We start from the raw sequence: 11,992 nt of genomic DNA, 5'->3' as shown, positions 1-11,992 counted from the left end.
GTTCCGGGTGCTGAGTCAAGCGACTGACTTAACCGGAACGACGTTCTTGGCGTAACACTAGGTCACAGGACCGCTGCTGTCGGTTGACCAAGTTCCTACCGGGCCCCTCCCCCGTCGAAAACGAGGTCCTCGCCCCAGTGCCGCGCCACGAACTCCTGCGCGGTCGGGAACTCGTGCAGCGCGGCCGCGAGCAGATCGCCGAGTTCGACGGTGTGCCGGGTCTCCGCGCCGCGGGCCGTCAGCACCCGGTCGATCCACGCGGCGGTGGCCGGGATCGGCCTCGGGTCACCGGTCAGCAGCGTGGCCGCCACCGAGTGCAGGGCCTGGCGCAGCACGCCGTCGCAGGCGGTGGAGAACCCGTCCCGGTCGGGCACGTCCCCGGCGTCGGGGATCGACGCGGCCGACCACTTCCCGCTGACCGCCTCGACGAGGCCGTCGTGGCGGAGTCCGATCGCCGACTGCTCGACCACCCGCCTCCCCGCGGGCACGACCGCCCTCGGCGCCAGGCCCAGCAGGCTGTCCAGCAGGGGGCCCGCCACCTGCGCGTCGGGCGCCCAAGCGCTCGCCCCGATGGCGAGGGCGCGCTGGGCGTCGACACCGAACGCCGCACCGCCGACCAGGGTCGGGACGCCCGCGGCGGTGCTCACCTCGATCAGCTTCCGGGCGGCGGGCAGGGCGCCGAGGACGGTGCAGGTGATCGCCGTCACGTCCGCGCCGGTCTCCTCGACGCACCGCCCCAGCCGGGCGGGCGTGGTGCCCGCGCCGAGCATGACCGCGTCCCAGCCGAGCAGGCGGAAGGCGGCGCTGACGATCATCGCCGACAGCGTGTGCCACTCCCGCTGCGGGCAGGCGACCACGATCCGCCCCTTCGTCACCGGCACGCGGTCGGCGAACCGGGCGATCACCCCGGTCGCCGCGATCGCGGCGGCGGTCGCGGCGTGCTCCTCGCCGACCGACCACCGGGCGCACTCCCACCGGGCGCCGATCGCGCGCTGGACCTCGCAGATGACCTCGACCAGGACGGCGAGCGGATCGGCGCCCTCCGCGATCAGGCCCTGGACCAGCGCCACCGCACCGGGCACGTCGCCCGTGGACAGCGCGTGGTCGTACGCCTCGGCGGGCCCCGACAACGCGGTCACGGACCCTCCTCCACCACATCGACGAAAATGAAGACTCTAAACGAACACCTTCGAAGGCCGATCCGGAGAACCGGACCGCGCAAGTGTCAGCGTGGAATTTCCATCGGCGAGTGAATCAATTTTCCTCGTGAACAGCGGACCTCGATGAACCGATCGTACTGCCCGACGCGGGCGAATGCACCTCGGCCAGCGCTTCCACCAGCGTTGACGCTCCACAGCCGCGATTTTTCCATACTTCCGGATCGGGCGGATAGGGCTTCATGAAACCGTAATTGTACGGTTTCACCCGATGAAATAAACCACCAGTCCCGCAGACTTTCCGGTGAATCGAGAACAGAACGCATTCACGGCCGCGCATGTGCCCAATCAGGCACTTCGGCGATCAGTTCCTCCGGGGCGGACAACCGCCAGGCCTCGAAGACCAGCTCGGCCAGCTCGTCGGCCTCGATCCCGTCGAGCCGCACGACCACCCACCCGAACCCGCCCGACGTGAACTGCTCCTCGAACACGTCCGGCCGTTCCGACACCAGCGCATGCTGCTCGGAGATCGTCTGCTTCAAGCCGACCGTCTCCGTGCGCGGCCAGTGGTAGCCGAACCGCTTCCCCCGCACCGCGAAGGACGTGTACTGCCCGCCCTGGGCGCGCTGCACGTCGACGAGCGCGTCGACGATCCGGAAGAACGCGTCGCTGTGCACGACCATTGCAGCCCCCAAGAGGTCGGAACGAGGAGTGTAAACGCGGTCGGGTTGCACGACCGCCGTTGTAATAACTATGGTTACGACCAACGGCGAAGGTGATCACGGACGTCCGACGCGGTGGTGCGCGCACCGGCCATCTCGACAGGGGCGACGCGGCCCTTCAATGTAACAACACTGGTTACATCAAGGAGAAGTCATGGGAAGCACCACCGGCAGGACGGCACTGGTCACCGGCGGGTCGAGCGGGATCGGCCGGGCCATCGCACAGCGCTTCGCCGACGACGGCGCGCGCGTCTACCTGACCGGCAGGCGCGAGGCCGAACTGGCGGCGGCCGCCGAGGAGATCGGCCCGAACGCGGTCGCGGTGCGCGCCGACGTGTCGAGGGCCGCGGACCTCGACCACCTCTTCGACGTGATCCGCCAGGACGGCGGGCGGCTCGACACCGTGGTGGCCAACGCGGGCGTGGGCGACATCGCCCGGCTGGAGGACGCCACCGAGGCCGAGTTCGCCCGCGTCTTCGACATCAACGTCAAGGGGATCCTCCTGACCGTGCAGAAGTCGCTCCCCCTGCTCGCGCCGGGGGCGACCGTGGTCCTGCTGTCCTCCATCGCCGGGGTCAAGGGCACCGAGGGCATGGGCCTGTACTCGGCGTCCAAGGCGGCCATCCGCAGCCTGGGCCGCACCTTCGCGGCCGAACTGGCACCGCGGGGCGTGCGGGTGAACGTGATCAGCCCCGGCCCCGTCACCACTCCCGCCATCGAGCGCCTCGCGACCGGGTCCGACCTGAGCACGGAGGAGTTCCAGGGCGCGATGTCCTCCCAGCTCCCGCTCAAGCGCATGGGCCGCCCCGAGGAGGTCGCCGCCATGGCCGCCTTCCTGGCGGGCGACCAGAGCTCCTTCACCACCGGGGCCGAGTTCTTCGTCGACGGCGGACTGGCGCAGGTCTGATCACATCCGCCGGGAGCCGATCGGACGTCCCCGCCTCGACCTGCTGCCCGACCTCTCCTGCTGATCAAGCCCCGGACCGGGGACCGCTCCAGGGCTCCTCACCGACGTGGACGGCGACCCCCGAGTCCGCGGCCTCCTCGATCGCCAGCGCGACCCGGTGGTCGTGGACGCCGTCGGCCAGCGGGTAGGGCTCGGGGCCCGAGTCGGTGCCCCAGGCCGCCATGTCCTCCAGCAGGGTGGCGATCGCGATCTCCTCGTCGTTCCACCGCTGTCCCTGGTACGGGTTGCGGTGGAGCACGTCGGAGCCGAAGGTGATGTGGTCGGTGTCGAACCCGTCCAGGTCCAGGTCGTAGCCGGTTTGCCTGCGCACGATCTCCGAGCGGACGATCGTGCGGTCGGCCGCCAGCCGGACGACCTCGTGGTCGCGCAACTCCCCCTTCGTGCCCCGCACCAACAAGCGCCGGGTGAGCAGCTGGTTGTGCCACTGGTTGTCGGTGAAGTCGTACAGCCCGAACCCGCCGTCGGCGAACGCGATGGTGGCGATCGTCGTCGTGGCCTGCTTGACCTCCACGGGATCCGCCCAGCCGTCGCGGGTGATCGGGTCGGCCAGCGGCGCGGTCGTCCGCACGGCCCGCACCTCGGCGGGTCCGCGTCCCGCGCCCAGCAGGGTCCGGATGAGGGACACGGCGTGGTACTGGTGGGTCGACGACACGTCCACCCTCGTCGGATCGCCGATCACGCCGGACCGGACCAGTGCGACGCGGGCGGCGTGGGCGGGCATGCGGGTGTACTGCTCGGCGACCTGCACCAATCCGCTGCCGCCGACCTCGTGCCACAGCTCCCGCAGCCCGTCCAGGTCGGGCGCGGGCGGGGTCTCGGCCAGCACCGGGATCCCGCGCCCGACCAGGTCCACGACCAGGCCGGGTGTCACGTGCCACGGCACGGCGGTCACCACGAAGTCCGGCCGCGCGCCCGTGAGGCACTCGTCCAGCGACGTGTACACCGGCACCGGCAGCTCCTGCGGCCGTCGCGACACCACACCGGCGCACGTCACGCCGTCCAGCGCGGCGGCGAGCCGCCAGAAGTACTCGGCACGCCACCCGGAACCCACGATCGCGAAGCTCGTCACCTCACGCATCCAACATCATCGCGGGCGCCCGGTCAGCTCTCCGGTGTGCCGTGCGCCGCCTCGGACACGTCGTTCCACGCCTCCCACACCGACAGCCTGCCCTCGTACTCCGCGCGCGCCCGGTCCAGCAGCCCGCGGCCGAAGAAGATCCGCAACGGCGGCTCGTCCGCGTCCACGACCGCGAGGATCGCGGCGCGGGTGGCGGTGGGGTCGCCGACCATACCGGGCCGGGTGCGGGCGGCACGGGCCGCGCGGGCGTCGTTGTAGGCGTCGATCGGGTCGGCGTGGACGGCGGAGGACCCGGCCCAGTCGGTGCTGTACCCGGTCGGCTCGACCACGGTCACCTTGATCCCGAACGGCGCCACCTCGGCGGCCAGCGCCTGGCTGAAGCCCTCCAGCCCCCACTTGGACGCGTGGTAGAGCCCGATGTTCGGGAACGCCGAGATGCCGCCGATGGAGGAGACCTGGACGATGTGGCCGCCGCCCTGCCCGCGCATGACGGGCACCGCCGCCTTGGTCACCCACAGGGCCCCGAACAGGTTGGTCTCGATCTGGTCGCGCGCCTGCTGCTCCGACACCTCCTCGATGGTGCCGAACAGCCCGTAGCCCGCGTTGTTGACCACCACGTCCAGCCGCCCGAAGTGCTCGTGCGCCTGGGCGACCGCCGCGTCGACGGCGGCTTTGTCCGTCACGTCCAGCGCCAACGGCAGCACGGCGTCGCCGTGCTTGTCGACCAGCGGCTTGAGCGCGTCGACGTCGCGGGCGGTCGCCGTGACGCGGTCGCCGCGCTCCAGCGCCGCCTCCGCCCACTCCCGGCCGAAACCGCGCGAGGTACCGGTGATGAACCAGATCTTGCTCAAGGCGGCGCCTTCCCTTCCCGAAGTCCCAGCCGATCCTCCCCCCGTCGGACGAACGGCGCCGTCCGAAAGGCGGACGATCACCCACCACAGGAAACGTCCGTAGGACCCTTCGCCGCTCATGGCGCGGAACCGGTTCACGGGGTACAACATGTCCGACTCGATGGGAGCGCTCTCAGGCCTACCGCTGTCAGCCCTCCCCCTCCGCCACTCGAACAGGCAGGTCGATGATGATCATGCGCCACAGAGCAGGTGGCCACCCCGGCCGCCGGAGACTCGGCAGGCTGTTCTCGCTCAGCCTCGTAGTCCTGGTCGCCGCCGCGACCACCGCGACGGCCGCGCCGAACACGCCTGCGCGCCCGACCACCCCGGACCTCGGGGCGAACGTCACCGTCTTCGACCCGAGCACGCCGGTCGCGGAGATCCAGGCGAAGCTCGACGCGACCTACACCAAGCAGGTCGACAACGAGATGGGCACCGAGCGCTTCGCCTACCTCTTCAAGCCCGGCTCGTACGGCACGGCCGAGCACCCGTTGCAGATCAAGGTGGGCTACTACACCGAGATCGCGGGCCTGGGCGCCGCCCCGACCGACGTCGTGATCAACGGCAAGGTCGAGGTCTACAACCGCTGCCTCGCCGACGGGGGCACTGGCAACTGCCTCGCCCTGGTCAACTTCTGGCGCACGCTGTCCAACCTGACGATCAACGTCAACGCGGCGGGCCAGGACGGCTGCCGGTCCACGGCGAACTTCTGGGCCGTCTCCCAGGCCGTGTCGCTGCGCCGCGTCAACATCACCGGCGGCGGTCTGTCGCTGATGGACTACTGCACCGCCGGTCCGCAGTACGCCAGCGGCGGCTTCAAGCTGCCCGCGACCACCAACGGCTCGCAGCAGCAGTGGCTGACCCGCAACAGCGAGGTCGCGAGCTGGTCCAACGGCGTGTGGAACCAGGTCTTCTCGGGTGTCGTCGGCGCCCCCGACGACTCCGCGTTCCCGGACCCGCCCTACACCACGGTCGACACCACCCCGGTGAGCCGCGAGAAGCCGTACCTGTTCGTCGACGCCAAGGGCAAGTACAACGTGCGCGTGCCCGCCGCGAAGAAGAACACCAGCGGCACCTCGTGGGCGGCGGGCCTGACGCAGGGCCGCACGCTGCCGCTGAGCGACTTCTACGTCGCGAAGCCGGGCGACTCGGTGCGCGACATCAACAACCAGCTCGACCGCGGCAAGAACCTGCTGCTCACGCCCGGCGTCTACGACATCGCGCGGAGCATCGAGGTCAAGCGCCCCAACGCGGTCGTGCTCGGTCTCGGGCACGCCACGCTCACCGCGACCCAGGGATCGATCCCGCTCGACGTCGCGGACGTCCCCGGTGTCGTGATCGCGGGCGTGACGGTCGACGCGGGCACGCAGAAGTCGCCGGTCCTGCTGCGGGTGGGCAAGAAGAACGGCTGGGGCTGGAGTTCCTCGGCCAACCCGACCACGCTGTCGGACGTGTACTTCCGCGTCGGCGGACCGCACGTCGGCAAGGTCGACACCGCGCTGGAGGTCAACAGCGACAACGTCCTCATCGACCACACCTGGGTGTGGCGGGCCGACCACGGCGTCGAGGGCTTCACCGACACCCAGCGCTGGAACACCAACACCGGCCGCAACGGCGTCGTCGTCAACGGCGACCACGTCACCGCGACGGGCCTGTTCGTCGAGCACTTCCAGCAGTACAACACCATCTGGAACGGCGACAAGGGCACCACGATCCTGTACCAGAACGAACTCCCCTACGACCCGCCCACCCAGGCCGACTGGATGAACGGGAACGTCGAGGGCTACGCCGGGTACAAGGTCGGCAACCGCGTGAAGACGCACACCCTGTACGGAGCCGGTGTGTACGTGTTCAACCAGAACAACTCGTCGATCCACACGGAGAACGGGTTCGAGGTGCCCAAGACCCCCGGTGTGGTGCTGAACCACATCATGACGGTCAACCTCAGCGCGGGCACGGTCGACCACGTCGTGAACGGCGTGGGCGAGGCCGCGGACAGCACCAAGAGCGGCACGCCGGTGTTCGTCGTGAAGTACCCGACGCCGTGACGTCGTCGCGGTAGGAATGAAGTTCGGACCCGGTGGGCCGGAGCGCGACGCTCCGGCCCACCGGGTTTTCCGCACCACGCCGGACAGGTGGCGGCCGCCGGCGTGGAACGACGTGGACCCCCGGAGGGGTCTCGTCGGATCAGGCGGCCGAGCAGCTCGTGGTGATGCCGGAGCCGGAGCCCGTCGCCTGGACGCCGAACTCGGTGGACTGGCCCGCCGCGACGTTCCCGTTGAAGTTGACGTTCTTCCACTGCGTGGTGCCGGTGGTGCCGGTGCCCTGGGCGTTCCACGAGTTGGTGACGGTCGCGCCCGAGGGCAGGCCGAGGGTCACCGTCCAGGAGCTGATCGCCGAGGATCCGGCCGTCACCTTCACGGTCGCCACGAAGCCCTGCGCCCAGGAGTTGAGGGACACCGAGGCGGTGCAGCCGCCACCACCCGGGTTCTGCGGCGTGGTCGTCGTCGTGGTGGTCGTGGTGGTGGTCGGCGAGGTGGTGCCGCCGGAGTTGAGGGCGTTGAGGGCCGAGGTGTAGGCGGCCTTCTTGTTGCCGGAGCCGTCGAACAGCAGCGGGGTGCCCGAGGAGCGCCAGGAGTCGCTGTCGCGGATGCCCCACACGGTGATGCCGTTGCAGCGGGCGACGGCCATGCAGGCCTGCACGACGCGCTGGTAGTTGGAGGCCTGGGTGGAGCCGGAGCCCTCGATGTCCAGTTCGGTGATCTGCACGTCCACGCCGAGCGCGGCGAAGCTGGACAGGGTGGTCTGGTAGTTGGAGGGCACGGGGCTGTTGCTGTTGAAGTGGGACTGGAAGCCGACGCAGTCGATCGGGACGCCGCGGGACTTGAAGTCCTGCACCATCCGGTACACGCCCTGGGTCTTGGCGTGCGACCAGTCGTCGGTGTTGTAGTCGTTGTAGCAGAGCTTCACGTTCGGGTCCGCCGCCCGCGCCGCGCGGAACGCGGCCTCGATCCAGTCGTCACCGGTGCGCTGGAGGTTGGAGTCGCGGCGGCCGCCGGAGCTGCCGTCGGCGAACGCCTCGTTCACCACGTCCCAGGAGTACAGCTGCCCCTTGTAGTGGGAGGTCACCTGGGTGACGTGGTTGAGCATCGCCGAGCGCAGGGCGCTGCCGGACATGCTCTGCATCCAGCCGGGTTGCTGGGAATACCAGGCGAGGGTGTGGCCGCGCACCCGCATGCCCTGTGCCTTGGCGTGGGCGACGATCCGGTCGGCGTTGCCGTAGGAGAACTGCCCCTGGTTGGGTTCGGTCGCGTCGATCTTCATCTCGTTCTCGGGCGTGACCATGTTGAACTCGCGGTTCAGGATGCCCACGTAGGTCGAGTCCGACAGCTTGTTCGCCGCGACCGCCGTACCGAAGTACCGACCGCTCTCCGCGGCCGAAGCGCCCAGCGTGGTGCCCGCGTTGGCGGACGTCGCCAGCAGCAGCGTGGCGCCCGTGCTGGCGATCACCAGGGTAGTGACGAGTAACGCCCGTGACACTGACCTCGTTGTCAGTTTCATGTTTTGGCACCTTCTGCAGAGCACCTGTTGGTTCGCCAGGTGGGGTGGGTGAAGGATCTGTGCCGCCGGAGTATCGACCGAAACATATAGGCGTCGCAAGCCTGCAACCGGACCGGTGTGGACACCGAAAGTAGGCATCGCGGGACTGCGCGTTGGACCAAACGCGTTATGGGCGACGCGCTGCGACACCTCGATGATTGGCGTCGGAACACCGAAACACACAGCTGAAAGGCAGTTTATAGCTATCGGAGTCGATCTTCGTCGAACGTCTTGAATGGCGGTCCGACTCGACAGAACTGTTGCGAAGCAAATATCGAAACTTTTGCCACACCGGTGATCGTATCGGTGGCGCTGACGGTCCAGTGGGCGTAGCCGGTGGTGGAGTGGGCTCCACCCCCAGGACGGCCCCCGACTGCAATGACTTCGCCAAGATCGATTTCTAGCGTTGTGGCATGACCTCCACACCGACCGCCGACACCGGCCTCGCACCCCGCGACCGCGGCCGGACCCTGGTCGTGCGCTTCCCGCTGATCGCGTTCTTCGGCCCCGCCCGCGACATCAGCCGGCGCGCGTGGCTGCCCGGCGTGCTGTCCGACTTCCATCGCCCCGCTCTGCTCCTGGGCAACCAGCTCACCGCGATCCTGCCCGCCATCTACCCCGGACCACCGGCCGCGGCGTTCACGGTCACCGCCATCACCGAGGGCCAGGTCCGCGCAGGCTTGTGGAGGTACGCGCCAGCGCTGCTGGGCGTCCCGTTCGCGGTCGTCACCGGCACGCTCGCACTGCCCGACGGCGAGAAGGCCGTGCGGCTGCTGTCCACCACGGCGTTGCCGTCCACCACGGCGCTGCTGGTCCACGTGCCGATGCTCGCGCTCCAGTTCTACACTACCGGCCCGGCCGAGAAACCCGGCCGGCGCGACTTCGCGTTGACCCGCCTCCACCCTCTGATCGCGACCACCACCCTCGGCCTGCTGTGGGCTGGTTGGCACCTGCCGCTGTTCCTCACCCCGTGGGATGGGCTGTCGGTCGACGCGATGACGATCGTGCGGTTCACAACCATGGCGCTGACGATCAGCGTCCTGATCACCCTGGTGCACAACCACGCGCTTGGTCGCGGCCTGATGCCACCAGCGATGACCACAGCAGGCCAGAACGGATCGAGTCACCTGCCCACCGCTCCCCGATCCACCGCTCCCCGGTCCAGCGCTCCCCGGTCCAGCGCTCCCCGGTCCAGCCCTCTCCGGTCCAGCGCTCCCCGGTCTAGCCCTACGCCGACCAGCGGGCGCAACCCAACGCCCCTCTCCACCATCGCAGCAGGCTTGGCCGAGTCAGCCCACATCCCCACCGCGCCCATCACCGCAGAAATGCAGCAGGCCGCCCTGCTGTCGCCCGCAACCGTCGCAGCCAACCGAAGCAGGGCATCGGATTCACTCCCCCATCCCTACCCACCACTACACGACCAACCGCACCCCGACACCCCTGGCGGCAATACCCGCGAACTGGACCGAGTCGCGACTCACCCCCGCCACCCCACCGGCCACCCCCACCACCTCACCGGCCACCTCCACCACCCCACCCGCCACCTCAGCCACTCCACCCGCCACCTCCACCGATCCACCCGCCACATCCACCACTCCGGCCACCCCCACCACGACGCGACCGGTCGTGGCCTGGTCGCCGTCGCCCGGTGGCATGTGCGGAAGCCTGACTTCCACACATGCCACCATTGGTCCCCTTCCGGCCCCGCCCGTTCCAGCGAGGAGCAGTCACCGTGACCGACCCGGCCCCAGACCGGCAGTGGCCGAAGGCGTGGCGGTTCCTCATCGTCACCGCGTTCAAGGGCCTCGCGGCCCTCGGCCTGCTGATGGGGATGATCCTGTGCGCGGCGCTGATCGTCACGCTGCCGCTGCTCCCCCGCCTCATCGAGATCGCCCACCGGTTCGCGACCGGTGAACGCGACCGGACCGCCCGCTTCCTGGGCACCGCGACCCGACGTCCACCGGGCAATGCCGTGGCGATCACCCCCGACACGCGCCGTGACCTCAGATGGCTGGTGCTGCAGGCCGGTGTCGGCATGGTCGTCGGGTTCGTCGCCGCGGGCACACCGCTTGGCGCGTTGCAGAACGTCGTGATCGCCGCGTTCTGGTGGACCATCCCCGACGTCACCACCACGTTGGCCATGCCGGTGCTCTCCTGGGGCGACGCGCTGCTCGCCCTGGCCACCGCGGCCGGTTACGCCCTGGTGGGCGTTCTGATCGTGCCGCCCGTGGCCCGGTGGTACGCGAAGCTCAGCGCGAACTGGCTCGCACCGCCGAAGAAGTCGCTCACCGAACGCCTAGCCGAGGTCACCGAGACCAGGGCGGCCGCCCTGGAAGCGCACGGCACCGAACTGCGGCGCATCGAGCGCAACCTCCACGACGGCACGCAGAACCGCCTCGTCGCGGTCGTCATGCACCTCGGCATGGTCGAACGCGCCCTGGCCCGCGACCCCGCGTCGGCGCTGCCCATGGTGCACACCGCGCAGAACGCCGCCACGGACGCCTTGGCCGAACTGCGCGAGGTCGTGCGCGGCATCTACCCGCCCGTGCTCGTCGACCGCGGTCTGTCCGGCGCGGTGGCCTCGTTGGCCGGGCACTGCGCGATCCCGTGCACCGTCGACGAGCACCCCCTGCCGCGCATGCCCGCCGCCGTGGAGGCGGCGGCGTACTTCGTGGTGGCCGAGGCGCTCACCAACGCCGTGAAGCACAGCGGGGCCGAGCGGATCACGGTGAGCCTGCGCGACGACAGCGGTGTGCTGGTCGTCGAGGTCACCGACGACGGCCTCGGCGGTGCCGACGAAGCTGGCGGCAGCGGACTGGTCGGAATCCGGCGCAGGGTCGCCGCTTTCGACGGCACGACCACGGTCGTCAGCCCTCAGGGTGGCCCCACCGTGGTGCGGGTCGACATCCCTGCGGGATCATGACCTGTGCGCATCGTGATCGCCGAGGACGACGCCCTCCTGCGGGAGGGCCTCACACACCTGCTGCGGGCTGAGGGCATGGAGGTCGTCACCGCCGTCGACAACCCCGACGACCTGCTCGCCGCCATCGAGGCCGACCGCCCGGACATCGCCCTGGTCGACGTCCGGATGCCCCCGACCTTCCGCGACGAAGGCCTGCGCGCCGCCGTCGAGGCCCGCAAGCGGTGGCCCGGTCTGGCGGTGCTCGTGCTGTCGGCCCACGTCGAGGAGAGCTACGCGACCGAACTGCTGGCCGACGGCACCGGCGGTGTCGGATACCTGCTCAAGGAGCGGGTGGGCAAGGTCGCCGACTTCCTCGAAGCCCTCAACCGCGTGGCCGCGGGCGGCACCGCGATGGACCCCGAGGTCGTCGCCCAGTTGCTCGTGCGCCGCCGCGCCGACGACCCCCTGCAAGCTCTCACGCCGCGCGAGCGGGAGGTGCTGGGGTTGATGGCCGAAGGCCACTCGAACTCCACCATCGGCGGCATGCTGGTCGTCAGCGACGGCGCGGTCCACAAGCACATCGGCAACATCTTCACCAAGCTCGGACTGCCCACCACGGACGCGGGCCACCGCCGCGTGCTCGCCGTACTGGCCTACCTCAAGGCATAGGACTCCT

11 protein-coding genes are annotated in these 11,992 nt (G+C 69.8%); 5 read left to right on the top strand and 6 right to left on the bottom strand.

Features of this window, described 5'->3' with window-relative positions; all coding sequences use genetic code 11:
• Positions 1 to 95 precede the first annotated feature (95 nt).
• The 3 genes from RM788_RS49215 to RM788_RS49205 all read right to left on the bottom strand — a co-directional run bounded on the left by RM788_RS49215 (position 96) and on the right by RM788_RS49205 (position 1,840).
• A complete protein-coding gene (locus tag RM788_RS49215; protein WP_315928366.1) occupies positions 96 to 1,139 on the bottom strand; it encodes a cobalamin B12-binding domain-containing protein in 1,044 nt (347 codons plus the stop codon).
• Positions 1,140 to 1,254: 115 nt separating this feature from the next.
• Positions 1,255 to 1,401: a hypothetical protein gene (locus RM788_RS49210; protein WP_315928365.1), complete on the bottom strand. Its 147-nt coding sequence runs from the start codon at positions 1,399 to 1,401 to the stop codon at positions 1,255 to 1,257.
• An 82-nt stretch (positions 1,402 to 1,483) separates the two neighbouring features.
• Positions 1,484 to 1,840: an MmcQ/YjbR family DNA-binding protein gene (locus RM788_RS49205; protein WP_315928364.1), complete on the bottom strand. Its 357-nt coding sequence runs from the start codon at positions 1,838 to 1,840 to the stop codon at positions 1,484 to 1,486.
• A 193-nt stretch (positions 1,841 to 2,033) separates the two neighbouring features.
• Here RM788_RS49205 and RM788_RS49200 point away from each other — a divergent pair, with 193 nt between their 5' ends.
• Positions 2,034 to 2,786, top strand: coding sequence for an SDR family NAD(P)-dependent oxidoreductase (locus tag RM788_RS49200; RefSeq protein WP_315928362.1), 753 nt, complete (start codon positions 2,034 to 2,036; stop codon positions 2,784 to 2,786).
• Between the two features lie 64 nt (positions 2,787 to 2,850).
• Here RM788_RS49200 and RM788_RS49195 read toward each other — a convergent pair whose 3' ends face one another.
• Together RM788_RS49195 and RM788_RS49190 are read right to left on the bottom strand one after the other, a co-directional pair.
• Positions 2,851 to 3,924, bottom strand: a complete 1,074-nt coding sequence (locus RM788_RS49195) for a Gfo/Idh/MocA family protein (protein ID WP_315928359.1) — start codon at positions 3,922 to 3,924, stop codon at positions 2,851 to 2,853.
• Between the two features lie 23 nt (positions 3,925 to 3,947).
• Positions 3,948 to 4,775, bottom strand: coding sequence for an SDR family oxidoreductase (locus RM788_RS49190; RefSeq protein ID WP_315928357.1), 828 nt, complete (start codon positions 4,773 to 4,775; stop codon positions 3,948 to 3,950).
• A 233-nt stretch (positions 4,776 to 5,008) separates the two neighbouring features.
• On the opposite strand from RM788_RS49190, the gene RM788_RS49185 reads away from it, so the two are divergent.
• Complete coding sequence (locus RM788_RS49185; RefSeq protein WP_315928355.1) at positions 5,009 to 6,862, top strand: pectate lyase-like domain-containing protein; 1,854 nt, start codon at positions 5,009 to 5,011, stop codon at positions 6,860 to 6,862.
• A 139-nt stretch (positions 6,863 to 7,001) separates the two neighbouring features.
• Here RM788_RS49185 and RM788_RS49180 read toward each other — a convergent pair whose 3' ends face one another.
• The gene (locus RM788_RS49180; protein WP_315928354.1) at positions 7,002 to 8,375 is read right to left on the bottom strand and encodes an endo-1,4-beta-xylanase; all 1,374 of its coding nucleotides are present in this window, start codon (positions 8,373 to 8,375) and stop codon (positions 7,002 to 7,004) included.
• A gap of 452 nt (positions 8,376 to 8,827) precedes the next feature.
• Here RM788_RS49180 and RM788_RS49175 point away from each other — a divergent pair, with 452 nt between their 5' ends.
• Genes RM788_RS49175 through RM788_RS49165 form a run of 3 tightly spaced genes read left to right on the top strand, consistent with a single transcriptional unit; the run spans position 8,828 to position 11,985 of the window.
• On the top strand, positions 8,828 to 10,150 hold the full coding sequence (locus RM788_RS49175; RefSeq protein WP_315928352.1) for a hypothetical protein: 1,323 nt from the start codon (positions 8,828 to 8,830) through the stop codon (positions 10,148 to 10,150).
• Positions 10,147 to 11,337, top strand: coding sequence for a sensor histidine kinase (locus tag RM788_RS49170; RefSeq protein WP_315928350.1), 1,191 nt, complete (start codon positions 10,147 to 10,149; stop codon positions 11,335 to 11,337). The genes RM788_RS49175 and RM788_RS49170 overlap by 4 nt, the downstream gene beginning before the upstream one ends.
• A gap of 3 nt (positions 11,338 to 11,340) precedes the next feature.
• The gene (locus RM788_RS49165) at positions 11,341 to 11,985 is read left to right on the top strand and encodes a response regulator (protein ID WP_315928348.1); all 645 of its coding nucleotides are present in this window, start codon (positions 11,341 to 11,343) and stop codon (positions 11,983 to 11,985) included.
• Positions 11,986 to 11,992: the final 7 nt, after the last annotated feature.

It is taken from the genome of Umezawaea sp. Da 62-37 (assembly GCF_032460545.1).
Classification (GTDB): Bacteria; Actinomycetota; Actinomycetes; order Mycobacteriales; family Pseudonocardiaceae; genus Umezawaea.
This window is presented reverse-complemented; position numbering and strand designations above follow the sequence as displayed.

Coding starts and splice junctions, on each gene's coding strand:
- RM788_RS49180 (WP_315928354.1), bottom strand. CDS start 8,375: ATGAAACTGACAACGAGGTCAGTGTCACGGGCGTTACTCGTCACTACC.
- RM788_RS49175 (WP_315928352.1), top strand. CDS start 8,828: ATGACCTCCACACCGACCGCCGACACCGGCCTCGCACCCCGCGACCGC.
- RM788_RS49205 (WP_315928364.1), bottom strand. CDS start 1,840: ATGGTCGTGCACAGCGACGCGTTCTTCCGGATCGTCGACGCGCTCGTC.
- RM788_RS49200 (WP_315928362.1), top strand. CDS start 2,034: ATGGGAAGCACCACCGGCAGGACGGCACTGGTCACCGGCGGGTCGAGC.
- RM788_RS49195 (WP_315928359.1), bottom strand. CDS start 3,924: ATGCGTGAGGTGACGAGCTTCGCGATCGTGGGTTCCGGGTGGCGTGCC.
- RM788_RS49185 (WP_315928355.1), top strand. CDS start 5,009: ATGCGCCACAGAGCAGGTGGCCACCCCGGCCGCCGGAGACTCGGCAGG.
- RM788_RS49210 (WP_315928365.1), bottom strand. CDS start 1,401: ATGAAGCCCTATCCGCCCGATCCGGAAGTATGGAAAAATCGCGGCTGT.